The organism is Kitasatospora sp. NPDC093102, assembly GCF_040683915.1.
In the GTDB taxonomy this organism is placed as follows: Bacteria; Actinomycetota; Actinomycetes; order Streptomycetales; family Streptomycetaceae; genus Kitasatospora.
This window is the reverse complement of sequence record NZ_JBFBFA010000001.1, coordinates 675,323-698,936: the sequence shown is the minus strand read 5'-3', so window position 1 is coordinate 698,936 and position 23,614 is coordinate 675,323. Positions and strand designations below refer to the sequence as shown.

Below are 23,614 nucleotides of genomic sequence, written 5' to 3'. Positions count from 1 at the left end.
TATACAAGGCCCCGATCGGACTCAACGCGGCACGGCAGACCGACCGTTCGGCGAAGAATCTCCATTTGGATCTTGAAACCGAAGGGAGACGCGCCCATTTACCATCGATAGATCGGGCAGATTCGTTGCCAACGTTGCCATTCCCACACCTGATTCACGGCTTTTGTCATCTGATAAAGCCAAATGTCGCCACGTAGAGTGGTTTCGTCCACGTCCGCCGCCATACCCCTGGGCGGACGCTGTCAGGCAAGGAACCACTACTCATGGCGTCTAAGACCCTGGACGCCGACGTCACGTCGGCCTCTCCCAGCGGCAAGACCTTCCTCGGTCACCCCCGAGGTCTCGCCACCCTGTTCATGACCGAGATGTGGGAGCGCTTCTCCTACTACGGCATGCGCGCCCTGCTCATCTACTACCTGGTCTCCGGCGGCGCCGACGCCGCGACCGGTAGCCAGGGCGGCGGCCTCGCCATGACGGCGACGACGGCGACGGCGATCTACTCCGTCTACGTCTCGATGGTCTACCTCATGGCCTACCCCGGCGGTTGGTTCGGCGACCGGGTCTGGGGTGCCCGCAAGACGGTCGCCATCGCCGGGTTCGTGATCATGTCCGGCCACATCGCGCTGGCCGTCCCGGGCCAGGCGGCGTTCTTCGTCGGCCTGCTCCTGGTCGCGCTCGGTTCCGGGCTGCTGAAGGCCAACATCTCCACGATGGTCGGCCAGCTCTACAACGGCCCCGAGGACCCGCGCCGCGACGGTGGCTTCACGGTCTTCTACATGAGCATCAACCTCGGCGCCTTCGTCGCCCCGTTCGTCATCGGGACGATCGGCAAGGAGTACAACTGGCACCTGGGCTTCGGACTGGCCGCGGTCGGCATGGCCGTCGGTCTGGTGCAGTTCCTGCTGGGCAGCCGCCACCTGAGCCCCAAGAGCAGCAAGGTCCCCAACCCGCTCCTGCCCGCGGAGCGCAAGAGCCTGCTGGTGAAGGCCGGCGTGACGGTCCTCGCCGTCGCCGCCTTCTACGCCGTCATCGTCGGGCTGGGCGTCTACACGCTGAACTGGGCCCTGGTCCCGCTGACCCTCGCCGGTCTGCTCATCCCGATCGCCGTGCTGGTCCGGATCAAGCGGGACAAGAGCCTGAGCACCGGCGAGCAGTCCAAGATGTCCGCCTATATCTGGTTCTTCGCCGCGGCCGCCATCTTCTGGATGATCTACGACCAGGGCGGGTCGACCCTCTCGCTGTTCGCGGACAAGAAGACCGCGGACACCCTGTTCGGCTTCGGCTTCTCGGCCACCTGGTACCAGTCGCTGAACCCGCTGTTCGTGATGGCGCTCGCGCCGGTCTTCGCCTGGCTGTGGCTGTGGCTGTCCCGCCGCAACCAGGAGCCGAACACCATCGTGAAGTTCTCGATGGGCCTGCTCCTGGTCGGCGCCTCGTTCTTCATCTTCATCATCCCGATGAACATGTCGGACAACGGCACCATGGTCTCCCCGCTGTGGCTCGTCTCGATCTACATGATCCAGACCATCGGCGAGCTGTGCCTCTCCCCGGTCGGCCTCTCGGTCACCACGAAGATGGCGCCGCAGAAGTACGCCTCCCAGATGATGGGCGTCTGGTTCCTCGCCGTCACCGCCGGCGACTGCACCACGAGCCTGCTCTCGCTGGCCGGCATCAACCTCGACGGCACCGGGATCATCGCGATGCAGGCCTCCCTAGCGGTCCTCGCAGGGTTTGCCGTCTACACGTACCGCAAGAGGGTCCAGGCCCTCATGGGCGACGTGCGCTGACGCGCCGACCTCCGGCTCACGACTCCGGGGCCGCCGTGGATTCCTGAGATCCACGGCGGCCCCGGCCGTTTCCCGCCCGCCCCCGCTCGACCATCAATCCGTTCGACAGGGACGTGCCTGCCATGCCTATGGTGCCCGGCATGACGACCCTCTCCTTACCGCGTCAGCTGGCCCGCACCCGGCGGTTCACCCTGGGCGTCCCGGTCCAGCCGGAGCCCTCGCCGGACGGCACCACCGTGCTCTTCCTGCGCGGCCGGACCGGCACCGACCCGCTCACCTGCCTCTGGGCCCTGGACACCGCCACCGGCGCGGAACGGCTGATCGCCGACCCGGCCGCACTGGGCGCCGGCGAGGGAATCGCCGCGTACAGCACCGACGCCGCGGGCACGCTCGCCACCTTCGCGCTGGACGGCGCCCTGTGGCTGGCCGACACCGCCGGCGGCACCGTCCGCCGGATCCCCGTCCCCGGCCCGCCGGAGGACCCCCGGCTCGACCCGACCGGCCGCCGGATCGCCTACGTCAGCGGCCGCGCCCTGCGGGTGGTCGGCGTCGACGGCACGCAGGAGCGGGCGCTCGCCCGGCCCGAGGCCGAGGACGTCGCCTACGGGCTCGCCGAGTACGTCGCCGCCGAGGAGATGTTCCGCGACCGCGGCCACTGGTGGTCCCCCGACGGCACCGCGCTGCTGGTCGCCCGGGTCGACAACCGCCCGCTCGCCCGGCTCTTCCTGGCCGACCCCGCCGACCCGCACCGCCCGCCGCGCACCATTCGCTACCCGCTGGCCGGCACCGCCAACGCCGACGTCTCGCTGCGGCTGCTCGGTCTCGACGGCACCGCCACCGAGGTCCGCTGGGACCGCGCGGCCTTCGAGTACCTCACCGCCGCCGGCTGGGACGGCCACGGCCCGTACGCCGCCGTGCAGAGCCGCGACCAGCGCACCGTCCGCACCCTGGCGATCGAGCCGGACGGCGCCACCCGGGTACTCGCCGAGCGGCAGGACGCGCACTGGATCGAGCTGCTCCCCGGTCTGCCGGCGCGCACCGCGGCCGGCGCCCTGGTGGACACCGCCGACCTGGGCGACACCCGGCACCTGACCGTCGACGGCAAGCCGGTCACCCCGCCCGGGCTCCAGCTGCGCGCGGTCCTCGGGACGGAGGGCGAACAGGTCCTGTTCACCGCCTCCGACGAACCCACCGAGACCCACCTCTGGACGTACCGGCCGGACACCGGCCCACGGCGGTTGAGCAACGGCCCCGGCCTGCACACCGGCGTGCGGCGCGGCGACACAGTGGTGCTCACCACCCGGGCCCAGGGACACCCCGGCGGCCGCTCCACCGTCCTGCGCGAGGGCCGCCCGGCGCTCCCGCTCGTCTCCCGCGCCGAGCCGCCCGTCGTCACCGCACGGCCCGAACTGCTCCGGCTCGGCTCACACGACCTGCGCGCCAACCTCTTCCTGCCCACCGGCCACCGCCCCGGAGACGGCCCGCTGCCCGTCCTGCTCGACCCGTACGGCGGGCCCGCCCTGCAGAAGGCCACCACCGGCGGCCCCTGGTATGAGCAGGTCTCCCAGTGGTTCGCCGACCAGGGCTTCGCGGTCCTCGTGGTGGACGGCCGCGGCACCCCCGGACGCGGGCCCCGCTGGGACAAGACGATCCACGGCGACAAGGCGGAGCCCGCCCTCGGCGACCAGATCGAGGGCCTGAGGGCGGCCGACCGGCTGCGGCCCGGGCTGCTCGACCTCGACCGGGTCGGCATCCGCGGCTGGTCCTACGGCGGCTACCTGGCCGCCCTCGCCGTGCTGCGCCGCCCGGACGTCTTCCACGCCGCCTCCGCCGGGGCCGCCCCCACCGACTGGCGGTTCTACGACACCCACTGGCAGGAGCGCTTCCTCGGCCACCCCGACGAGCACCCCGAGCACTACGACAGCGGCTCGCTGATCGCCGAGGCGCCGAAGCTCAGCCGCCCGCTGCTGCTGATCCAGGGCCTCGCCGACGACAACGTCTACCCGGCCCACACCCTGCGGCTGTCCGCCGCCCTGCTCGCCGCCGGCCGCCCGCACGAGGTCCTCCCGCTGCGCGCCACCGGCCACCGGCCCACCGACGAGGCGGTGGTGGAGAACCTGCTGACCCACGAACTGCACTTCCTGCGGCGCTCGCTGGGCCTGGCATGAGCGAAGGCCCGTGCCCGGTCGCACGACCGGGCACGGGCCTTCCTCCGACCGCTCGTCAGACCTCGCGGACGCCGGCCCGCCAGACCGCCGCCGTCAGCGGCACGCCCGGCCGGTAGGCCAGGTGGACGTGCGAGGGCGCGTCCAGCAGCAGCAGGTCCGCCCGGGCGCCGGGCGCGACCACGCCGACGTCGCTGCGCCGCAGCGCCCGGGCGCCGCCCGCGGTGGCCGCCCAGACCGCCTCGTCCGGGGTCATCCCCATCTCCCGCACCGCGACCGCGATGCAGAACGCCATCGAACTCGTGAAGCTGGAGCCCGGGTTGCAGTCGGTGGACAGCGCCACCACCGCGCCCGCGTCCAGCAGCCGGCGCCCGCTCGGGTACTCGGCCCGGGTGGAGAACTCCGCCCCCGGCAGCAGGGTGGCCACCGTCGCCGAGCCGGCCAGCGCCGCCACGTCCTCGTCCGTCAGATGGGTGCAGTGGTCCGCCGAGGCGGCCCCCAGCTCGACGGCCAGCTGCACGCCGGGCCCGTACGAGAGCTGGTTGGCGTGCACCCGGGGGGTGAGGCCCCGCTCGATGCCGGCGGTCAGAACCGCCCGGGCCTGCTCCCCGTCGAAGGCGCCCTTCTCGCAGAACACGTCCACCCAACGGGCGTACGGGGCGCAGGCGTCCAGCATCTCGCCGGTGACCAGGTCGACGTACCCGGCCGGGTCCTCGGCGAACTCGGGGGCCACCACGTGGGCGCCCAGGTAGGTGGTCTCCGGGGTGTGCCCGGCGGCGATCCGCAGGGCGCGCGCCTCGTCCTCCACCGTCAGTCCGTAGCCGGACTTGCACTCGATGGTGGTGGTGCCCTGGCGCAGCGCCTCCCGGACGAACCCCGCCAGGTTCGCCTCCAGTTCGGCGTCGCTCGCCGCCCGGGTGGCCGCCACCGTGGTCCGGATGCCGCCCGCCGAGTACGGCTGCCCGGACATCCGGGCGTTGAACTCGGCGGTGCGGTCGCCCGCGAACACCAGGTGGGCGTGCGAGTCGACGAAACCGGGCAGCAGGGCCCGGCCCTCGGCGTCGAAGCGCTCGTCCGCCGCCGGGGCCTGCGCCGCCGGGCCGACCCAGGCGACGGTGTCGCCGTCGACCACCACGGCCGCGTCGGTCACCAGACCGAGCAGCCCGGTGCCCTGCCCAGGGTCGTTGGTGACGAGGCTGCCGATGCCCGTGATCAAGGTGGTCCTGGTGCTCAAGACAAGGCCTTCCGGAGGGAGTTGGACGATTTGGACAAGGAGCGATCAGTAGCCGAGCGCGCCGATCGAGGCGCTCAGCGCGCCCGGAACGTCGGCCACCAGCTGGTGCACGCCGTCCCGGACGACGTGCCGCCCGCCGACCACCACGTGCCGCACGTCCGCCGCCGAGGCCGCGAAGACCGCGATCTCGGCGCCGAGCCGGGGCGGTGGGCCCGCGGTACGGACCGAGTCCAGCGCGATCACCGTGAAGTCGGCGAGCGCCCCGGCCTCGATCCGCCCGGCCTCGGGCCAGCCGAGCGAGGCGTGACCGTCCTCGGTGCCGGCCCGCAGCAGCGCGTTCGCCGTCCAGTGGCCGCGGGTCCGCGTGCGCAGCCGCTCGTCCAGCTCCAGTGCGCGGGCTTCCTCGAACGGGTCGATCACCGCGTGGCTGTCGCTGCCCAGGGTGACCGGGGAGCCCGCCGAGGCGAGCCGGCGGGCCGGGCCGATGCCGTCCGCGAGGTCCCGCTCGGTGGTGGGGCACATGCAGACCGTGGTGGAGGAGTCGGTGAGCAGCCGGACGTCCTCGTCGGTCAGGTGGGTGGCGTGCACGGCCGAGGTGCGCGGGCCGAGCGCGCCGTGGTCGGCGAGCAGCCGGGTCGGGGTGACGCCGTGCGCGGCCAGGCAGGCGTCGTTCTCGGCGGTCTGCTCGGACAGGTGGACGTGCAGCGGCGCCCCGCGCATCGCCGCCCAGTGCGCGACGGTGCCCAGCTGCTCGGCCGGGACGGCCCGCACCGAGTGGATGGCGGCGCCGATCCGGGCGTGCTCGCGCGGCTTGAGCGCGTCCGCCCGCTCGGCCCAGGCCTCCGCGTCGCCGTCACTGAAGCGGAGCTGCGGGTGGGTCGGCTCGGCGCCGAAGCCGGCCGACAGGTAGCAGGTGTCCAGCAGGGTGATCCGGATGCCGGCCCGGGCGGCGGCCTCGATCAGCGCCTCGCCCATCGCGTTCGGATCGGCGTACCGGGCCCCGCCGGGCGCGTGGTGCAGGTAGTGGAACTCGCCGACGGCGGTGATGCCGGCCAGCGCCATCTCGGCGTAGACGGCGGTGGCGAGCTCCAGGTAGCGGTCCGGGTCCAGCGCGCCGGCGAACCGGTACATGGTGTCGCGCCAGGTCCAGAAGGTGCCGGAGCCGACCTGGACGTACCCGCGCAACGCCCGGTGGAAGGCGTGCGAGTGGGCGTTGGCCTGGCCGGGCAGCAGCAGCCCGTCGAGCCGGACGGCGCCGGGCGGGCAGGGGCCGCTGTCCGGCGTCACGGCGGCGATCCGGCCGTCGGGGCCGGTGGTGATCAGCACGTTCCGCTCGACCACCGGCCCGTCGGCGTGCGGCAGCCAGGCGTACTGCGCCCAGTAGCTCACTGCGGTCGGTGACACGCCAGGTCCTCCAGTACGTCGGCAAGAGCGGCGACCCCGGCCAGGCAGTCGGCCTCCTCGGCGTACTCGGCCGGGGAGTGCGAGACGCCGGTGGGGTTGCGCACGAACAGCATGGCGGTCGGGATCGCGGAGGCCAGGATGCCGGCGTCGTGTCCCGCGCCGGTGGGCAGCACCGGGGCGTCCAGCAGCTTGGCCAGCCGGTCGCGCAGCGGGCCGTCGAAGTCCACGACCGGGGTGTAGGACTCGCGGGTCAGCTCGACCCGGACGCCGTCGCGCTCGCCCCGCTCGGCGGCGGCCCGCTCGATCTCGGCGACCAGCTCGGTGAGGGTGCGCTCGTCGGCGGCCCGGGAGTCGAGCCAGCCGCGCACCAGCGAGGCGATCGCGTTGGTGCCGTTGGGCTCGACCGCGACCTTGCCGAAGGTGGCCAGCGCGCCTGCCTGCTTCGCCTTCTTGCGGGCGGCGAGCACGGTGTTGGCGTAGGTCAGCATCGGGTCGCGGCGGTCCTCGATCCGGGTGGTGCCGGCGTGGTTGGCCTCGCCGTGGAAGTCGAACCGCCAGCGGCCGTGCGGCCAGATCGCCCCGGCCACGCCGACCGGCTGCCCCTCGGCGAGGCAGCGGCCCTGCTCGACGTGGAGTTCGACGAAGGCGCCGATCCGGGCCAGCCGGTCGTCGTCCGCGCCGATCGCGGTCGGGTCGTAGCCGGCCCGCTCCATCGCGTCGGGCAGCCGGACGCCGTCGGCGTCGCGCAGCTCGTACGCCTGCTCCGGGGACAGCACCCCGGCGGTCAGCCGGGAGCCGATGCAGGCCACGCCGAACCGGGCGCCCTCCTCGTCACCGAAGTTGACGATCGCCAGCGGCCGGGTGAACTCGGCGCCGCGGGCGCGCAGTTCGTCCAGCGCGGCGAAGGAGGAGACCACGCCGAGCGGGCCGTCGAAGGCGCCGCCGTCCGGGACGGAGTCCAGGTGCGAGCCGGTCACCACGGCCCCGGCGGCCTGCGGATCGCCCAGCCAGGCCCACTGGTTGCCGTTGCGGTCCAGCTCGTACGCCAGGCCGCGGTCGCGGGCCTGCTGCTCGAACCAGGCCCGGCACTCGGCGTCGGCGGAGTTCCAGGCGAAGCGGCGGTAGCCGCCGGAGGAGGCGGAGCGGCCCACCGGGAGCAGCTCCGCCCACATCTCATGGAAGGACGAGGTCACGCGCCCGCCTCGCTACGCTCGGCGATCGCTGTGCTCAAGTCGCCCCTCTGATTGGTTCGCTCTCCCCCAGCCTCCGGCCGGGGGTACCCCCACCGCTCGCTCACAGCTCGCCCATCGGAACGCGGACGCCACGCTCGGCGGCGACCTCGGTGGCCCGGTCGTACCCGGCGTCCACGTGCCGGATGACGCCCATGCCCGGGTCGTTGGTGAGCACCCGGCGGATCTTCTCCCCGGCCAGCGCGGTGCCGTCGGCGACGGTGACCTGACCGGCGTGGATCGAGCGGCCGATGCCGACCCCGCCGCCGTGGTGGATGGAGACCCAGGAGGCGCCGGAGGCGACGTTGACCATGGCGTTGAGCAGCGGCCAGTCGGCAATCGCGTCGGAGCCGTCCAGCATCGCCTCGGTCTCCCGGTACGGGGAGGCGACCGAGCCGCAGTCCAGGTGGTCGCGGCCGATCACGATCGGGGCGGACAGCTCACCGGAGGCGACCATGTCGTTGAAGCGCTCGCCGGCCTTGTCGCGCTCGCCGTAGCCGAGCCAGCAGATGCGCGCCGGCAGGCCCTGGAAGTGCACCTTCTCCTGGGCCATCTTGATCCAGCGGGCCAGCGACTCGTTCTCCGGGAAGAGGTCGAGGACGGCCTTGTCGGTCTTGTGGATGTCCTGCGGGTCGCCGGACAGCGCCGCCCAGCGGAACGGGCCCTTGCCCTCGCAGAACAGCGGGCGGATGTACGCCGGAACGAAGCCCGGGAAGGCGAACGCGCGGTCGTAGCCGGCCAGTTGCGCTTCGCCGCGGATCGAGTTGCCGTAGTCGAAGACCTCGGCGCCACGGTCCAGGAAGCCGACCATCGCCTCGACGTGCCGGGCCATCGACTCGCGCGCCCGCTGGGTGAACTCGGCGGGCTTGGCGGCCGCGTAGTCCGCCATGTCCTCGAAGGCGACGCCGACCGGCAGGTAGCTGAGCGGGTCGTGGGCGCTGGTCTGGTCGGTGACGATGTCGATCGGCGCGTCCATCGCGAGCAGCTGCGGGACCAGGTCGGCGGCGTTGCCCAGCACGCCGATGGAGAGCGGCCGCTTCCTGTCGCGGGCCTCGGTGGCGAGCTCCAGAGCGTGGGCGAGGTCCTTGGCCTCGACGTCCAGGTAGCGGTGCTCGATCCGGCGGGCGATCCGGGACGGGTCGCAGTCGATGCAGATCGCCACGCCGCCGTTCATGGTGACGGCCAGCGGCTGGGCGCCGCCCATCCCGCCGAGGCCGGCGGTGAGGGTGATGGTGCCCTCCAACGACCCGTTGAAGCGCTTGTTGGCGACGGCGGCGAAGGTCTCGTAGGTGCCCTGGAGGATGCCCTGGGTGCCGATGTAGATCCACGAGCCGGCGGTCATCTGCCCGTACATGGTGAGCCCGAGGCTCTCCAGCCGGCGGAACTCCTCCCAGTTGGCCCAGTCGCCGACCAGGTTGGAGTTGGCGATCAGCACCCGCGGCGCCCACTCGTGGGTCTGCATCACGCCGACCGGGCGGCCGGACTGGACCAGCATGGTCTCGTCCTGCTTCAGCCCCTGCAGCGTCTTCACCATGGCGTCGAAGGACCGCCAGTCCCGCGCCGCCTTGCCCGTACCGCCGTACACCACCAGCTTCGACGGGTGCTCGGCCACCTCCGGATCGAGGTTGTTCATCAGCATCCGCAGGGCGGCCTCCTGCTGCCACCCCTGCGCCGTCAGCCCCGTCCCACGCGCCGCGCGCACCTCGCGCGGCCCGCTCGCCTGCTGCTGCACCATAGTCCCGGCCTCCCTGCGGATGGATTCATTCAAGCTAGGTTCGGCTGAATATAACTAAACAAGAGAGTTTCGACCAGACCCCGGAGCAATCCGATCAGCCGCGGCACCGGCCTACTCGGCGCGCTAGCCTGAACCCGGGCGAACACCAGCCACTCGGCCCAGCACCAGGGAGCGGAGGACACGATGACGGCCATCACCGTGCGGCCCGGCAGACTCCGGGATGCGGCGGAGGAGATCGAGCAGAGCACGGGACTTCGCGTCCAGATCATCGGAGGAACCCTGGTGATGTCCCCGACACCCCGTGGCAAGCACGCGGGAACCGTGCGACGGCTGCGCATCCGGTTGGACCCCCGGCTGCCGGCCGATCTCGGTGCCTACGAGGTGTCGTCCGTCTACATGCCGGGCAACGACGAGGACTACGCCACACCCGACCTGATCGTCCTCCCCGTCGACTGGGAGAACGATGACCGGTGGCTCGCCGACCCGCACGAGGCGGCCCTCGTCGTCGAGGTCATCTCCAATTCGGAGGGCGTGAAGGCAGTCGCCACCAAGACCGACTGGTACGCGAGCGCCGGTGCCCCGGCCCTGCTCGCGCTCGACCCGCGCAACGGCACCTGGACGCTCCACACCCACCCCCGCGACGGCGCGTACCAGGGCGTCCTGCACGGCAAGTACGGCGAGCCCGTCCCGCTGCCCTCGCCACTGCCCGCCGAACTGGACACCTCCGGTCTACCGCTGTACGCGCCGCGCGGCTGAGTCAGGCCGCCGCGCCGCCGTCCCAGTCGATGCCGATCTCGGCGAGCCAGCGGCGGTCGTCGGCGTCGGGGGCGGGTGGGGACGGCGGGCGGGGGATGTTCTGGACGGGGCCGAGGCCGTACTTCTCGGCGGCCGCGACGGCGCGGGCGTCGGGTTCGATGACGCCGACGTGGACGGCCGACTCGTCGCCCGGGTCGAGGACGGTCAGTTCGGGTTCGGGCAGGCGCCGCAGGGTGACGCGGCGTCCGCAGGCGGGGCAGGACCATTCGTCGGCACCCGAGGAGAGCCGGGCGACGAACTTCATCTCATGGATCACGTGCATGGGTGACACCCCCTGCAGGAGGGGATGCCCGGGTTGGTGGCGGCTACTCCCCCACCGTCATTCCAAGAACAGCCCACGCGCCGCCGCGGACTGCTCGATCGCCTCCAACCGCGCCTCCGCTCCCGGGAGTTCGTCGCACATGGACTGCAGCAGCACCCGGCCGAGCATCATCGGCGCGCACGCGGTGTCGAAGACCAGCCCGGTGCCGACGGCCGCCGGCAGCATCAGGTCGGACAGCTTGGCGACCGGCGCGAAGGCGCTGTCGGCCACGGTGAGCACCGTCAGCCCGCACTCGCGGGCCACCGTCAGCGCCTCCATCAGCTCCCGCGGATAGCGCGGCAGCGCGAAGCAGAGCAGCGCGCTGGCCCCTGCCGCCCGGGCCTGCTCCAGCCGGTCGGCGAGCATGCTGCCGCCCTCGTCCAGCAGCCGGATGTCCGGGTGCACCTTGGCGGCGAAGTAGGCGAAGCCGCGCGCCTGCGCCGAGGCGGCCCGCAGGCCGAGCACCGGCAGCGGGCGGGAGGCGGCGAGCAGCCGGGCGGCCCGGGTGATCGGCTCCGGGTCGGCGAGGAGTTCGGCGAGGTGGCGCAGGTGCGCGATCTCGGCGAGCACGGCCTGCTGGTGCTCGTTGCGCACCGCGTCGTCCGGGGTCTCCGGCACGGCCTGTTCGCCGCCGCCGAGTTCGCGCAGCTGCTTGCGCAGCGCCGGGTAGCCGTCGTACCCGAGCGCGACCGCGAAGCGGGTGACGGACGGCTGGCTGACGCCCGCGAGTTCGGCGACCTCCACGCTGGACAGGAACGGCGCCTCGGTGGCGTGCCGCACCAGCGAGTGCGCGATCCGACGCTGGGTCGGCGTCAGCCGGTGCCCCTCGAACAGTTGGAGCAGCCGGGCGGAGGGGCCGACGCTGCCGGTCTCGTCGGTGGCGGTCATCAGCGGTACCTCCGGGTGCGAGCGGTTCGGACGACGACTGTGCAGCAGTGCGCCGCACCTGGCAAAGACGTCTCGTACGACGGGATGCCGGGTGAGACGCCCCGCGGATCGGACGGATCGGGACTGGTTCGGACGGGCTCCGACGGCCGGTGGGCGGCCGCGCCGTGGTCGGGGCAACCCTGATTTGTCCCTGAGCCCGCCCGGATTCCTCCTGCGAACGCATGGACCGGACGCCCCGGCTGCCCCACTCTGGTTCCATGGACACTCGTCAGGACGAACTGCGGCGCGACCTCGACGCCACCCTCCAGGCCCGCAAGGAGCTCGGCAAGGAGTACGAGGACGCACTCGTCGACTCCTTCATGAAGCGGCTCGACGACCGCCTGGACGCCCGGGTCGAGCGGTCGGTGGCCGAGCGGATGGACGACTACGAGCCGCGGTCCCAGCACCGGGGCCACCCGCGCCGCTCGGGTTCCGGCAAGCGCTCCAACACCGGGCTCGCGGTGACCTCGCTGGTCCTCGGCATCCCGCTGACGGCGATCGCGGGCAGCCCGGACAGCGGCGGCTTCGCCGGCCTGGTGGTCTGCTGGGCGGGCATCGTCGGGGTCAACCTCGCCGCTGCCCTGGGCGAGCTGCGCAACCGCGGGAACCGCGGCGGGCGCTCGCCGCGGAGCGACTGGGACTGAGCCCCCGTCACCCCGCGGCGCCACCGGCTCAGGCCAGCGGGCCGGTGACCCGCTCGACCGCCCGCACCAGCTCGCCGGAGGCGACCAGCTCCGCGGCCGCCTCCAGGTCCGGCGAGAGGAAGCGGTCGCGGCCGGCGCCGCCGACCCCCGCCTCCCGGGCGACGGCCAGCGCGGCCGCGGTGGCCGGGGCGAGCCCGCCGACCCCGTCGGCCTGCTGACGGATCTCCAGCGCGCGGGCGGACGCGGTGAGTTCGACGGCCAGGATGCGGCCGAGGTTGGCCACCGCCTGGCGCAGCTTGCGCGCGGCCGACCAGCCCATCGACACGTGGTCCTCCTGCATCGCGGAGGACGGGATCGAGTCGACCGAGGCCGGGACGGCGAGCCGCTTGTTCTCGCTGACCAGCGCCGCCTGGGTGTACTGGGCGATCATCAGACCGGAGTCCACGCCCGGGTCGTCGGCCAGGAACGCCGGCAGGCCGTGCGAGCGGGCCTTGTCGAGCAGCCGGTCGGTGCGGCGCTCGGAGATCGAGCCGAGGTCGGCGGCGGCGATGGCGAGGAAGTCCAGCACGTACGCGACCGGGGCGCCGTGGAAGTTGCCGTTGGACTCCACCCGGCCGTCCGGCAGCACCACCGGGTTGTCGACCGAGGCGGCCAGCTCGCGCGAGGCGACCAGCTGGGCGTGCGCGAGGGTGTCCCGGCCGGCGCCGGCCACCTGCGGGGCGCAGCGGATCGAGTACGCGTCCTGGACCCGCGGGGCGTCGTCCTGGTGGTGGCCGGTGAGGCCGGAGCCCTTGAGGACGGCGAGCATGTTGGCGGCGCTCAGCGCCTGGCCCGGGTGCGGGCGGATCGGGGCGTGCAGCTCGGGGGCGAGCACCTTGTCGGTGCCGAGCAGCGCCTCCAGGCTCATCGCGGCGGTGATGTCGGCGGTGGTGAACAGCCGCTGGAGGTCGGCGATGGCCATCACCAGCATGCCGAGCATGCCGTCGGTGCCGTTGATGAGGGCGAGGCCCTCCTTCTCCAGCAGCTCGACCGGCTCGATCCCGGCGGCGGCGAGCAGCTCGGCGGCGGGCTTCTCCACGCCGTCCGGGCCGGTGGCGGTGCCCTCGCCCATCAGGGCCAGCGCGCAGTGCGACAGCGGCGCGAGGTCGCCGGAGCAGCCGAGCGAGCCGAACTCCCGCACCACCGGGGTGATGCCCGCGTTGAGCAGGGCGGCCATGGTCCGGGCGACCAGCGGCCGGACCCCGGTGCGGCCGGAGGCCAGCGTCTTCATCCGCAGGAACATCAGCGCGCGGACCACCTCGCGCTCGACCACCGGCCCCATGCCGGCGGCGTGCGAGCGCACCAGCGACCGCTGCAGCTGGGCGCGCAGCTCGGGGCTGATGTGGCGCACGGCGAGCGCGCCGAAGCCGGTCGACACGCCGTAGACGGGGCGCGGCTCGGCCGCGAGGGCGTCGATCCGCGCCCGGGCGGCCGCCATCTCGGCCTGGGCGTCGGGACCGATCTCGACCCGGGCGTTGCCCCGGGCGACGGCCAGGACGTCCTCGGCGCTGACGTCGGCCTTGCCGACCAGGACCAGCGGAGCGTCGGGGGCCACAGCACTGTGCATATCCATATACACCATCACATCAGGTGAATGAAGATATGACAACAGGTCCTCACCATCCGGATTCTCCGCCCTCCGGACCGGCGCCGCACGCCGCGGCCCCCGACCACCCCTTCCGTACACCTACCGCCCGAGTTCGGCCTCGATCAGGTCGGCCGCCCGGGCCGTGCCACCCTCGGCCCGGCCGGCGGCGGACAGGTCCCGCAGCCGCCCGGCCACCGCCGGATCGCCGACCAGTTCCAGCAGCGCCGCGCGCAGCGCCTCCGGGGTGGCCCGGCCGGTGTCCAGCCGGCGGGCGACCCCGAGGCCCACCAGGGCGTCCGCGTTGGCGAACTGGTCGGCGGCCTGCGGCACCGCGATCATCGGCACGGCATGGAACAGCCCCTCGCTGGAGCCGCCCATGCCCGCGTGGGTGACGAAGGCGTCCGCCTGGGAGAGCACCGACAGCTGCGGCACCCACCGGTGCACCTCGACGCTGTCCGGCACCTCGCCGAGCTCGGCCGGGTCGGTGTGCTTGCCGATCTGGAGCACGGTGTGCCAGCCCGGCAGCTCGCCGAAGGCCTGGACGCAGGCCCGGTAGAACGCCGGATGGTGGGTGAACGCCGAGCCGAGCGACACCAGCAGCACCTTCTCGGCGCCGGCCGGCCGCTGCCACCGACCCTGGTGGGCCCGATCGCCGAAGCAGGGCCCGACGAAGGTGAAGCGCCGGTCGTCGACCCGGTCGGCGTTGGGCTGGAGCGCGCGCGGGACGAGCGCGACGCACCGGTCGGGGCGGCCCTTGAAGGCCTCCACGTCGCGCTCCACCGCGCCGGCCTCGGCCAGCCAGTCGGCGAACCGGCGGTAGTGCTCGGGGCCGCCGGGGCCGTTGCGGGTGGCCTCGAAGACCGCGGCCAGGTCCTCCTCGATGCCCTCCCAGCCGACGAAGGCGGAGGACAACTGCACCACCGGCACGCCCAGCCGTTCGCCGAGCGCCCGCCCGGCGAAGCCCGCGATGTCGTAGAGCACCAGGTCCGGGCGGTCGTCCTCGAAGACCTCCAGCATGGCGGACCACATCGACAGGGTGTCGTCCAGGAAGACGTCCTGGATCGCCACCGGGTCCTCCGGCCAGCCGTCCGGGTCGTCGGCGAGCGGCAGCTTCGTCGGGTACGGCACGAAGGCCGCGCCGGTGGACTCGACGACCTCCCGGAAGGAGGGGTCGTTGACGTAGCTGACCCGGTGGCCCCGGGCGACCAGCTCGGTGATCACGGCGAGGCTGGGGTTGACGTGCCCGTGGGCCGGGACGGAGACCATCAGGATGTGTGCGGGGCGGTTCACGGGCACCTCCGGGGGCAGCGGTTGAGACGAGACGTTCCGTCTCGCATGGACCTGGGAAGACAATACGTCTCGTCTCGTCATTTCGCATAGAATTTTTCCCATGGCTTCCAGAACCGCCCCCGACCCCGCCCGCCGCAGCGAGCGCGCACGCGCCGCCGTCCTCACCGCCGCCACCGAACTCGTCGCCGAAGTCGGCTACGGCAAGCTGACCATCGAGGCGATCGCCGCCCGGGCCGGCGTCGGCAAGCAGACCATCTACCGGTGGTGGCCCTCGAAGGGGGCCGTCGTCTTCGACGCCTTCCTCGCCGTCAACGAGCACGACGGCGGCCTCGCGCTCCCCGACACCGGCGACCTCGCCGCCGACCTGCGGGCCGTCCTGCGCCCCACCAGCGACGAGCTCACCGACCCGGGCGCCGACCGCACCTACCGCGCGATCATCGCCGAGATCCTCAACGACCCCGCACTGCACACCGAGTACCGCACCCGCCTGCTGGACCCGCTGCTGGAGATCACCCGCGACCGTCTCCGCAGCGCCCGCGCGGCCGGCCAGCTCGCCCCCGACGCCGACCTCGACCTGGCCGTCGAACTCCTCTACGGCCCGCTCTACTACCGCTGGCAGTACCGGCTCGGCCCACTCACCCACGAGCACGCCGACCGCCTGGTCGACGCCGCCCTGCGGGCCCTCAACCCGACTGCGGCCGGCGGCGGCCCCGACGCCTGAACCAGAACACCGCCAGCACCACGACCAGCACGCAGACCAGCAGCACGACGGCGAACCAGGTGAACAGCCCGCCGAACCCGCCGTGGGAGCCGTGCCGGGCCCGGCGCTTCTTCGACCCGGACAGCGCGGACTCCGTGACCCGGTGCACCCCGGCGGCGGTCCGCAGCCGAGGCGCCCGCTCGGGCACCGTCCGCACCGCCCCGGCCGTCCGCACCGGCGGCGCCGTTGATGCGGGAGCGGCCCCCGCCACCGCGCCTCCGAGCAGCAGCACCCCGGCCACCGCCGCACCCGTCAACCGTCTGTGCACGCCGAACCCCCCGCCCTCCGAAAGACCGTCGCCCCACCTTCCACCGCCCCGCCCGCGCCGGGCACCCCCGGTCGGCAACCGCGACCCACCCGGGACACCCCGGTCACCGAATCCGCACACGGCGCGAGCGGACGTGCCGATCCGTCCGCCCCGGCCGCCCGCACACCGGACGCAACGGCCGCCTCAGACCACCGGCGGCGAGGCCGGCCCCGCCAGGGCGACCGCGACCAGGGCGCGCATGGCGCAGGCCGCCTGGCCCAGCGGCAGGGTGGCGTCGTCGGCGAAGAGCTCCACCAGCCAGCCGCCGGCCGGGTTCTGGCCGCCGGCGGCGACCATGCCCCGGTAGCCGGAGACGACGAGCATGGCCTCCTCCGCCGGATCGTTGCCGGCCGCACCCGCCCGCAGGGCGAAGGCACCGCCCCGGACGGCGCGGCGGGTCATCGGGTAGTGCCGGAGGTCGAAGACCGCGTCGGGGGCCTCGATCTGGGCCCGCTGGGTCTCCGCGCGGGCGCTGCTGGGGCCGCTGGTCATCCGGTAGACGGCGTGCTGGACGGTGCGCATCAGGTGGGAGCCGGGCGGGACGTACGAGACCCACCAGCCGACGGCGTCCAGCAGCCGGGCGGAGGACTCGGCGACCACGACCAGCTTGCCGAGGGTGTCCGCCGGGTGGACGGCCCGGGCCCCGGCGCTCTGGTCCAGCGAGGCGAGCACGGCGGTGAGCAGCTGCCCCGGGTCGGCGCTGCGGGCGGCGCCGCGGAAGCGCCGCCGGTCGCCCGCCCCGGCCCGGCCGTTCGGCCCGCGCCGCCCGTCCGCCCGGTGGTGCGGGTCGGCGGCGTCGGCGAGCAGCACGGTGGGGTCGGGCGAGAAGCCGGGGCCGTGGCTGCGCCCGGCGACCACGGGGTGGGCTGCCCGGGCCGCCTTGGCCCGGTACTGGGCGGCGTCGGCGAGCCGGAACAACCGGTCGGGGGTGGTGACCGGCCCGATCGAGTCCCCGGTGGAGGCGACGCCGCAGGCCACGCCCTCGCCCTCGGAGAGCGCGAGGGCCCGGGCGCACAGCTCCTCGGCGACGGCGACCACCTCGTCGGCCTTCTGTCCCTCCACCAGCAGGCAGAACTCGTCGCCGCCGAGCCGGGCGGCGAGGCTGCCGGGGAGCTTGGCGGCGGCCAGCGAGAGCTGGTGGGCGAACCGTTCCAGCAGCCGGTCGCCCATCTCGTGGCCGAGCTGGTCGTTGACCCGCTTCAGCCCGTTGACGTCGCAGACCACCAGCGAGACCACGGTGTCGTCCCGGTTGTGGGCCTCCAGCGAGCCCTCCAGCCGGGCGTCGACGGCGCGCCGGTTGGCCAGGCCGGTGAGCGGGTCGGAGAAGGCGAGCTTGCGCAGGTCGGCGAGCCGCTCGGTCTGCGCGAGCCCGGCCGAGACCTGGGCGGCGAGCAGGGTCGCGTAGTCGGCGTCGGCCTCGGTGAACTCGGGCATCCCGGCCAACCGGGCGAGGTACAGCTCGCCCCAGGCCTGGCCGTGCAGCACGATCGGCGCGACCACGCAGCAGGCCCGCCCGCGCCGGCGCAGCGCCGCAGCGCGCTCCTGGCAGTACGCGCCGGCGGTCGGGTGTGTGTGCCCGGCGTGCGGCTCGCTGTTCTCGGCGCTCTGCAGCCAGGCGCGCGGCAGCCGCCCGGTGCTCCAGCGCTCCTCCAGGTACGTGACGATCTCGGGGAAGTCGGCGACCGGGTACGACTCGTCCTCGGGCAGTTCCTCCTCGCCCGGGGCGAGTTCGCCGTGGTTGACCAGGACCCGAAGCCGACCGGACTCGCGGTCCCAGACCGAGACGGCGGCCATGGTGGCGCCGAGCGCCTCGGTGGCCCGGGCGGCGGCGGCCCGGACGGCCTCCAGCGGGGTGATCGCGGCGGCCATGTCCTGGGCCAGCTCGACCACGGACTGCAGTCTCAGGTCGGGCAGCGGATCGGGGTGCCGCCGGCCGCCGCAGTCGCAGTCGCGGTCCGTCATGATCGCCTCACTGCTCACCGGCTCGCCTCGCTCCTGTGCTCGGTCCTGCCAGACCCCCGTCGACCGGCCGCACCCGGCCGGCCGCTTGCACCAAGACTATGGCGGTTTCGTTCGGTTATGCCCCGATTGCCCGGATGGACCCGCAGCAGACCGTACGGGTTTCAACCGTTCGGCACCCGGAAGGTCGCCCTCGCCGCGCGGAAGCGCGCCCCGCGCGCCCGCCGCTACTCGGCCGTCAGCCGCCGGGTGAGCAGCCACGGCTCGACCAGCCCGAGCCCCCGCACCGGCCGCCGCCACATCGGCTGCAGGTGGAACCTGGCCCCGGCCTCCGGGCCCGGCATCGGCAGCCCGGAGGCGGGCATCCCGGCCGCGACCGACAGCGCCTCGGCCAGGCCCGGCCCCTCCGAGTCGGCCGGGGCGACGCTGCCGTTCTGCTCCAGCGCGGCGGCGAACTCGCCGTCGATCAGCACCGCGTCCTTGGGCGCGATCGAGGTGAGCCGGCTGGCCAGGTTGACGGTGGTGCCGAAGACGTCGCCCATCCGCGAGGTGACCGTGCCGAAGGCCATGCCGACCCGCAGCGGCGGGATGGTGTCGTCCCCGGCCAGCGCCTCGATCAGGCTCAGCGCGATCTCGGCGGCGGTCGCCGGGTCCTCGGAGACGTAGAGGATCTCGTCGCCGAGCGTCTTGATCACCCGGCCGCCCTGGCCGGCGATCAGGTCCGAGCAGGTGTTCTCGAAGGTCTCGACCAGCTCGCCGAGCTCCTCCTCCTCCAGCCGCCGGGACAGCCGGGTGAAGCCGACCAGGTCGGCGAAACCGACGGCGAGCCGCCCGCTGGTGATCTCGTTGTCCTCGGCGGCCTGCACCACCCGGCCGGTGACGGCCGCCAGCTGACGCCGCCAGACGTACACCAGGAACTGCTCCAGCTCCGGCAGCAGCAGCTCGACCAGCGGGTACGCGACGTCGGCGCGGGTCAGCCCGGGCTCGGCGGACTGGGTGAGGTTCTCCAGGAAGGTGTCCATCTGCCAGCCGGCCAGCCGGGCCGTGGTCTGGCCGGTGGAGCGGGCCACCTGGATCGCCATCGACTCGCTGAGCAGCCCGGACTCGACCAGTCCGGCCAGGCGCCGCAACGCGATCACGTCGCCGTCGGTGAGCGCCCGGGACTGGCCGATGTCGGGAAAGCCCATGGCCCGCCAGAAGCGGGTGGCCAGCTCCATCGGGACGTCGGCGGCGCGCGCGGCCTGGTACGGGGTGTAGCGGCGCGGCGCGTCCAGGATCAGGCGTTCCAGTTCGAGCGCGACCGTCTGGTCGTCGTTGCCCGCCGTCGCGCCGCTGCTGCCGTCCTCTGCCACCGGTCCGTCCCCGTGCGATCGCCGCACTCGCCTCGTGTCCTACCTGTCCGGGCGCGCCGTCCGCCACCCGGGCGGGCAGTGGCGCGCCTCACACCGCTGCCAGGTGGAATGTTCGCACGGAATCGTCGGATCCGGGGCATCAGCCCGGGTCAAGGGGAGGTGAAGACTGCCGTTCAGCGGGGCTCGGGGCGCACGTGGACGACGTCCCCGGCACCGACCGCCCGGCGTACGCCGTCGGGCGCACGGACCACCAGCCGCCCGTCCCCGTCCACCGCCACCGCCTCGCCGGCCAGCTCGCGGTCGCCCGGCAGGTAAACCTTCACCTGGCGGCCGAGCGTGGTGCAGCGGTCCACGTAGGCGCGCATCAGGTCGCTGGCGTGCGGGTCGCCCGCGGCGGCCGTCCACTCCCGGTACAGCACGGCGAACTCGCGCAGCAGGGCGCGCAGCAAGGTGCCCCGGTCGGTGGTCGAGGCGCCGGCCAGCGCGAGCGAGGCCGCGGTGGGAACGGGCAGCTCCTCCGCGCGCAGCGAGACGTTGAGGCCCATGCCGACCACCACCGCACCGCCGGCCAGCTCGGTGAGGATGCCGCCGAGCTTGCGCTCCGCGCCGTCGATCTCCGTCTGGAGGTCGTTGGGCCACTTCAGCCCCACCTCGACCCCGGCGACCCGGCCGAGCGTGCTGGCCACGGCCACCCCGACCAGGATCGGCAGCCAGCCGTACCGCTCGACCGGCACCTCCTCGGGGCGCAGCAGGACGGACAGGAACAGCCCTGAGCGGGGCGGGGCGGTCCACTGCCGGTCCAGCCGGCCGCGGGCGGCGCTCTGCGCCTCGGCCACCAGCACCGCGCCCTGCCCGGCACCCGCCGCGGCCCGGGCGGCGAGGTCGCTGTTGGTGGAGCCGGTCTCGGCGACGACGTCCAGGGAGGTCCACAGCCCGCCCGGGACGAGCAGGTCGTGGCGCAGCGCCTCCTCGTCCAGCGGCGGACGGTCCAGGTCGGTCCAGGGCGACGGTCCGGCGTGGCCGAAGCCGCGCAGTCCGCTGCGGCGGGGGGTCTCGGGTGCGGTCATGGGAAAACACTAGATCGGGTACGGGATGCAGGCCGCCCCATCGTCCCGCAGAAAGCCCGCCGACAAAACTGTGTCGATGGCCATAACGCCAGGACATGACGCATCGCCCTCCGCGCTGGCTACGCTACCCAGCGGTAGTTCGTAGCGCCGCCCTGCCCTCATGCGCGGGCCCACCCACCCGGCCCCGCGCGCACTCGAACAGGTCGCGGCCATGGATCAGGGAGAGCCACCGGATGACCGAGGCGCCGTACGACCCCCACACGACCGCCGGCAAGCTCGCCGACCTGCGGCGAAGGCTGGACGAGGCGGTGCACTCCGGCTCCGCGAAGGCCGTGGAGAAGCAGCACGCCAAGGGCAAGCTGACCGCCCGCGAGCGGGTCGTGGATCTGCTGGACGAGGACTCCTTCGTGGAGTTCGACGAGTTCGCCCGGCACCGCTCGACCAATTTCGGCCAGGAGAAGAACCGGCCGTACGGCGACGGCGTGGTGACCGGCTACGGCACCGTGGACGGCCGCCAGGTCGCCGTGTTCGCCCAGGACTTCACCGTCTTCGGCGGCTCGCTCGGCGAGGTCTTCGGCGAGAAGATCGTCAAGGTGATGGACTTCGCGCTGAAGACCGGCTGCCCGGTCATCGGCATCAACGACTCCGGCGGCGCCCGGATCCAGGAGGGCGTGGTCTCGCTCGGCCTGTACGGCGAGATCTTCCGGCGCAACGTGCACGCCTCCGGCGTCATCCCGCAGATCTCGCTGATCATGGGCCCCTGCGCGGGCGGCGCGGTGTACTCCCCCGCGATCACCGACTTCGTGGTGATGGCCGACCGGACCTCGCACATGTTCATCACCGGCCCGGACGTGATCAAGACCGTCACCGGCGAGGACGTCGCGATGGAGGAGCTGGGCGGCGCGCGCACCCACAACACCAAGTCGGGCAACGCGCACTACCTGGCCGCGGACGAGAAGGAGGCGATCGAGTACGTCAAGAGCCTGCTCTCGTACCTGCCCTCCAACAACCTGAGCGACCCGCCGTCCTACCCCGAGCAGGCCGACCTCACGGTCACCGAGGAGGACCTCGAACTCGACACCATCGTGCCGGACTCGGCGAACCAGCCGTACGACATGCGCAAGGTGATCGAGCACATCGTCGACGACGGCGAGTTCCTGGAGACCCAGCCGCTGTACGCGGGCAACATCATCACCGGCTTCGGCCGGGTCGAGGGCCAGTCCGTCGGCATCGTCGGCAACCAGCCGATGGACCTGGCCGGCTGCCTGGACATCAACGCCAGCGAGAAGGCCGCCCGCTTCATCCGCACCTGCGACTCCTTCAACGTCCCGGTGCTGACCTTCGTGGACGTGCCCGGCTTCCTGCCCGGCACCGAGCAGGAGTGGGACGGCATCATCCGGCGCGGCGCCAAGCTGATCTACGCCTACGCCGAGGCCACCGTCCCGCTGATCACCGTGATCACCCGCAAGGCCTTCGGCGGCGCGTACGACGTCATGGGCTCCAAGCACCTGGGCGCCGACCTCAACCTGGCCTGGCCGACCGCTCAGATCGCCGTGATGGGCGCGCAGGGCGCGGTCAACATCCTGCACCGCCGGGAGATCGCCGAGGCCGAGGCGGCCGGCACCGCCGACGAGAAGCGGGCCGAGCTGATCGCCTCGTACGAGGACACCCTGCTCAACCCGTACCTGGCGGCCGAGCGCGGCTACATGGACGCGGTGATCGCACCGAGCGAGACCCGCCGGCACATCGTCCGCGGCCTGCGGGCGCTGCGCGGCAAGCGCGAGGTGCTGCCGCCGAAGAAGCACGGCAACATCCCCCTGTAGGCCCCGTCCCTGTCGGGAGAGAACCAGCCATGTCCCCGATCCACGTGCTGCACGGGCAGCCGACCCCCGAGGAGCTGGCCACCGTCCTGGCGGTGGTCCAGGCCCGGGCCGCCGCCGCGCAGGCCGCCGCCGAGGCGGCGCGTCTGGCCGGTGTCGGCCCGGCCTCCCCCTGGAACGACCGCGCCCGCCTGCTGCGCCCCGCCGTCCGCCCGGGCGCGAACGCCTGGCGGACCTCGGGCTGGGCGCACTGAAGTCCCCTGCGTGGAGCGGGAGGTCGGCCCCGCCGGCGTCCCGCTCCACGCGGCTTTCTCCGCCCGCTTTGCCCGGAACCTGAGTACGGATACTCAGGCGCCCGCACCCCCGCCCGGCGCACTCTGGACGGGTGCTCTGGTCAGACCCCCGCGACGAGCCCTCGCCCGAGGCCCGTCGGATGCAGGAGCGGATGCAGCGGGCCGGCAAGGTGCTCGCCACCCTGGTGCTGGTCGGCGCCGTGCTGATGATGGTCGCCCGCTCCTTCACCTGACCCGTTCACCCGAATGGCGGACACCTGCACCCCCTACCCTGGTGGGCATGACCGACCAGCGCGCCCTCGTCCTCGCCTCCGCCTCCCCCGCCCGCCTCGGGCTGCTGCGCCAGGCGGGGCTCGACCCGCGCGTGGTGGTCAGCGGCGTCGACGAGGACGCGATCACCGCCGCCACCCCCGCCGAGCTCGCGCTCGTCCTGGCCGAGGCCAAGGCGAAGGCCGTCGCCGCCGGACTCGCCGACGGCGAGCTGGTGATCGGCTGCGACTCCGTCCTGGAGCTGGACGGCCAGGCCCTCGGCAAGCCCGCCGACGCCGCCGAGGCACTGGCCCGCTGGCAGTCGATGCGCGGGCGCGCCGGCGTGCTGCGCACCGGCCACTGCGTGATCGACACCACGACCGGCCGGCAGTCCTCGGCCACCGCCTCCACCACCGTCCGTTTCGGCACCCCGGACGACGCGGAGATCGCCGCGTACGTCGCCTCCGGCGAACCGCTGCACGTGGCCGGGGCGTTCACCCTGGACGGCCGCTCGGCGCCGTTCGTCGACGGCATCGACGGCGACCCGGGCAACGTCATCGGGCTCTCCCTGCCGCTGCTGCGCCGGCTGCTCGCCGACCTGGACCTGCGCATCACGGATCTGTGGACCGACTGACCTGCCGCACCCCG

20 protein-coding genes and 1 pseudogene are annotated in these 23,614 nt (G+C 73.5%); 9 read left to right on the top strand and 12 right to left on the bottom strand.

Translation table 11 applies throughout. From position 1 onward, the window contains the following. Positions 1 to 263 precede the first annotated feature (263 nt). Both AB0O11_RS03260 and AB0O11_RS03255 read left to right on the top strand, forming a co-directional pair. Complete coding sequence (locus tag AB0O11_RS03260) at positions 264 to 1,787, top strand: oligopeptide:H+ symporter (protein WP_363381212.1); 1,524 nt, start codon at positions 264 to 266, stop codon at positions 1,785 to 1,787. Between the two features lie 140 nt (positions 1,788 to 1,927). Continuing rightward, positions 1,928 to 3,955, top strand: a complete 2,028-nt coding sequence (locus tag AB0O11_RS03255) for a prolyl oligopeptidase family serine peptidase (RefSeq protein WP_363381210.1) — start codon at positions 1,928 to 1,930, stop codon at positions 3,953 to 3,955. A 55-nt stretch (positions 3,956 to 4,010) separates the two neighbouring features. Here AB0O11_RS03255 and hutI read toward each other — a convergent pair whose 3' ends face one another. From hutI to hutU, 4 genes are all read right to left on the bottom strand, one after another. Continuing rightward, a complete protein-coding gene (gene hutI / locus AB0O11_RS03250) occupies positions 4,011 to 5,186 on the bottom strand; it encodes an imidazolonepropionase (protein ID WP_363381207.1) in 1,176 nt (391 codons plus the stop codon). Between the two features lie 45 nt (positions 5,187 to 5,231). Next, a complete protein-coding gene (locus AB0O11_RS03245) occupies positions 5,232 to 6,590 on the bottom strand; it encodes a formimidoylglutamate deiminase (protein ID WP_363381205.1) in 1,359 nt (452 codons plus the stop codon). Beyond that, positions 6,572 to 7,762, bottom strand: coding sequence for an allantoate amidohydrolase (locus AB0O11_RS03240; RefSeq protein ID WP_363381272.1), 1,191 nt, complete (start codon positions 7,760 to 7,762; stop codon positions 6,572 to 6,574). Before AB0O11_RS03240 ends, AB0O11_RS03245 begins: the two co-directional genes overlap by 19 nt. A gap of 121 nt (positions 7,763 to 7,883) precedes the next feature. After that, complete coding sequence (gene hutU, locus AB0O11_RS03235) at positions 7,884 to 9,554, bottom strand: urocanate hydratase (protein WP_363381202.1); 1,671 nt, start codon at positions 9,552 to 9,554, stop codon at positions 7,884 to 7,886. 183 nt (positions 9,555 to 9,737) lie between these two features. Between hutU and AB0O11_RS03230 the strand changes: the two genes are divergently transcribed. Further along, positions 9,738 to 10,310 (top strand): Uma2 family endonuclease, encoded by a 573-nt coding sequence (locus tag AB0O11_RS03230; protein WP_363381200.1) that lies wholly within the window; start codon positions 9,738 to 9,740, stop codon positions 10,308 to 10,310. Between the two features lies 1 nt (position 10,311). Here AB0O11_RS03230 and AB0O11_RS03225 read toward each other — a convergent pair whose 3' ends face one another. Both AB0O11_RS03225 and AB0O11_RS03220 read right to left on the bottom strand, forming a co-directional pair. After that, complete coding sequence (locus tag AB0O11_RS03225; protein WP_359906104.1) at positions 10,312 to 10,632, bottom strand: hypothetical protein; 321 nt, start codon at positions 10,630 to 10,632, stop codon at positions 10,312 to 10,314. Positions 10,633 to 10,689: 57 nt separating this feature from the next. Next, positions 10,690 to 11,559 carry a MurR/RpiR family transcriptional regulator gene (locus AB0O11_RS03220; RefSeq protein ID WP_363381197.1) on the bottom strand — a complete coding sequence of 290 codons (870 nt, stop codon included), beginning with the start codon at positions 11,557 to 11,559 and terminating at the stop codon, positions 10,690 to 10,692. Between the two features lie 257 nt (positions 11,560 to 11,816). Between AB0O11_RS03220 and AB0O11_RS03215 the strand changes: the two genes are divergently transcribed. Further along, complete coding sequence (locus AB0O11_RS03215; protein WP_363381194.1) at positions 11,817 to 12,242, top strand: hypothetical protein; 426 nt, start codon at positions 11,817 to 11,819, stop codon at positions 12,240 to 12,242. 28 nt (positions 12,243 to 12,270) lie between these two features. Here the strand turns inward: AB0O11_RS03215 and hutH are convergent, their stop codons facing one another. Next, entirely contained in the window at positions 12,271 to 13,848 is a 1,578-nt protein-coding gene (gene hutH / locus AB0O11_RS03210; RefSeq protein ID WP_363381191.1) for a histidine ammonia-lyase, read from the bottom strand. 120 nt (positions 13,849 to 13,968) lie between these two features. Beyond that, a complete protein-coding gene (locus tag AB0O11_RS03205; RefSeq protein WP_363381270.1) occupies positions 13,969 to 15,135 on the bottom strand; it encodes a macrolide family glycosyltransferase in 1,167 nt (388 codons plus the stop codon). A gap of 124 nt (positions 15,136 to 15,259) precedes the next feature. Between AB0O11_RS03205 and AB0O11_RS03200 the strand changes: the two genes are divergently transcribed. Beyond that, positions 15,260 to 15,880, top strand: coding sequence for a TetR/AcrR family transcriptional regulator (locus tag AB0O11_RS03200; RefSeq protein WP_363381188.1), 621 nt, complete (start codon positions 15,260 to 15,262; stop codon positions 15,878 to 15,880). On the opposite strand, the gene AB0O11_RS03195 is transcribed toward AB0O11_RS03200, so the two are convergent. The 4 genes and pseudogenes from AB0O11_RS03195 to AB0O11_RS03180 form a co-directional block, all read right to left on the bottom strand. Next, entirely contained in the window at positions 15,843 to 16,187 is a 345-nt protein-coding gene (locus AB0O11_RS03195) for a hypothetical protein (RefSeq protein ID WP_363381185.1), read from the bottom strand. The two genes, AB0O11_RS03200 and AB0O11_RS03195, sit on opposite strands and share 38 nt — an antisense overlap. A gap of 882 nt (positions 16,188 to 17,069) precedes the next feature. Beyond that, positions 17,070 to 18,188: pseudogene (locus AB0O11_RS03190) on the bottom strand (sensor domain-containing diguanylate cyclase); the annotation flags it as partial. A gap of 224 nt (positions 18,189 to 18,412) precedes the next feature. Beyond that, positions 18,413 to 19,537 carry an adenylate/guanylate cyclase domain-containing protein gene (locus AB0O11_RS03185; protein ID WP_363381183.1) on the bottom strand — a complete coding sequence of 375 codons (1,125 nt, stop codon included), beginning with the start codon at positions 19,535 to 19,537 and terminating at the stop codon, positions 18,413 to 18,415. 173 nt (positions 19,538 to 19,710) lie between these two features. Next, positions 19,711 to 20,604, bottom strand: a complete 894-nt coding sequence (locus tag AB0O11_RS03180) for a biotin--[acetyl-CoA-carboxylase] ligase (protein WP_363381180.1) — start codon at positions 20,602 to 20,604, stop codon at positions 19,711 to 19,713. 233 nt (positions 20,605 to 20,837) lie between these two features. Between AB0O11_RS03180 and AB0O11_RS03175 the strand changes: the two genes are divergently transcribed. From AB0O11_RS03175 to AB0O11_RS03160, 4 genes are all read left to right on the top strand, one after another. Next, positions 20,838 to 22,427: an acyl-CoA carboxylase subunit beta gene (locus tag AB0O11_RS03175; protein WP_363381178.1), complete on the top strand. Its 1,590-nt coding sequence runs from the start codon at positions 20,838 to 20,840 to the stop codon at positions 22,425 to 22,427. Between the two features lie 29 nt (positions 22,428 to 22,456). Next, on the top strand, positions 22,457 to 22,678 hold the full coding sequence (locus AB0O11_RS03170; protein WP_363381175.1) for an acyl-CoA carboxylase epsilon subunit: 222 nt from the start codon (positions 22,457 to 22,459) through the stop codon (positions 22,676 to 22,678). Positions 22,679 to 22,809: 131 nt separating this feature from the next. Next, positions 22,810 to 22,950 carry a hypothetical protein gene (locus tag AB0O11_RS03165; protein WP_363381172.1) on the top strand — a complete coding sequence of 47 codons (141 nt, stop codon included), beginning with the start codon at positions 22,810 to 22,812 and terminating at the stop codon, positions 22,948 to 22,950. 47 nt (positions 22,951 to 22,997) lie between these two features. Then, entirely contained in the window at positions 22,998 to 23,600 is a 603-nt protein-coding gene (locus AB0O11_RS03160; RefSeq protein WP_363381170.1) for a nucleoside triphosphate pyrophosphatase, read from the top strand. The last annotated feature ends 14 nt before the right edge of the window (positions 23,601 to 23,614 follow it).

Coding starts and splice junctions, on each gene's coding strand:
- AB0O11_RS03260 (WP_363381212.1), top strand. CDS start 264: ATGGCGTCTAAGACCCTGGACGCCGACGTCACGTCGGCCTCTCCCAGC.
- AB0O11_RS03255 (WP_363381210.1), top strand. CDS start 1,928: ATGACGACCCTCTCCTTACCGCGTCAGCTGGCCCGCACCCGGCGGTTC.
- AB0O11_RS03240 (WP_363381272.1), bottom strand. CDS start 7,762: ATGTGGGCGGAGCTGCTCCCGGTGGGCCGCTCCGCCTCCTCCGGCGGC.
- hutU (WP_363381202.1), bottom strand. CDS start 9,554: ATGGTGCAGCAGCAGGCGAGCGGGCCGCGCGAGGTGCGCGCGGCGCGT.
- AB0O11_RS03230 (WP_363381200.1), top strand. CDS start 9,738: ATGACGGCCATCACCGTGCGGCCCGGCAGACTCCGGGATGCGGCGGAG.
- AB0O11_RS03225 (WP_359906104.1), bottom strand. CDS start 10,632: ATGCACGTGATCCATGAGATGAAGTTCGTCGCCCGGCTCTCCTCGGGT.
- AB0O11_RS03220 (WP_363381197.1), bottom strand. CDS start 11,559: ATGACCGCCACCGACGAGACCGGCAGCGTCGGCCCCTCCGCCCGGCTG.
- AB0O11_RS03215 (WP_363381194.1), top strand. CDS start 11,817: ATGGACACTCGTCAGGACGAACTGCGGCGCGACCTCGACGCCACCCTC.
- hutH (WP_363381191.1), bottom strand. CDS start 13,848: ATGCACAGTGCTGTGGCCCCCGACGCTCCGCTGGTCCTGGTCGGCAAG.
- AB0O11_RS03205 (WP_363381270.1), bottom strand. CDS start 15,135: ATGGTCTCCGTCCCGGCCCACGGGCACGTCAACCCCAGCCTCGCCGTG.
- AB0O11_RS03200 (WP_363381188.1), top strand. CDS start 15,260: ATGGCTTCCAGAACCGCCCCCGACCCCGCCCGCCGCAGCGAGCGCGCA.
- AB0O11_RS03180 (WP_363381180.1), bottom strand. CDS start 20,604: ATGACCGCACCCGAGACCCCCCGCCGCAGCGGACTGCGCGGCTTCGGC.
- AB0O11_RS03175 (WP_363381178.1), top strand. CDS start 20,838: ATGACCGAGGCGCCGTACGACCCCCACACGACCGCCGGCAAGCTCGCC.
- AB0O11_RS03170 (WP_363381175.1), top strand. CDS start 22,457: ATGTCCCCGATCCACGTGCTGCACGGGCAGCCGACCCCCGAGGAGCTG.
- AB0O11_RS03160 (WP_363381170.1), top strand. CDS start 22,998: ATGACCGACCAGCGCGCCCTCGTCCTCGCCTCCGCCTCCCCCGCCCGC.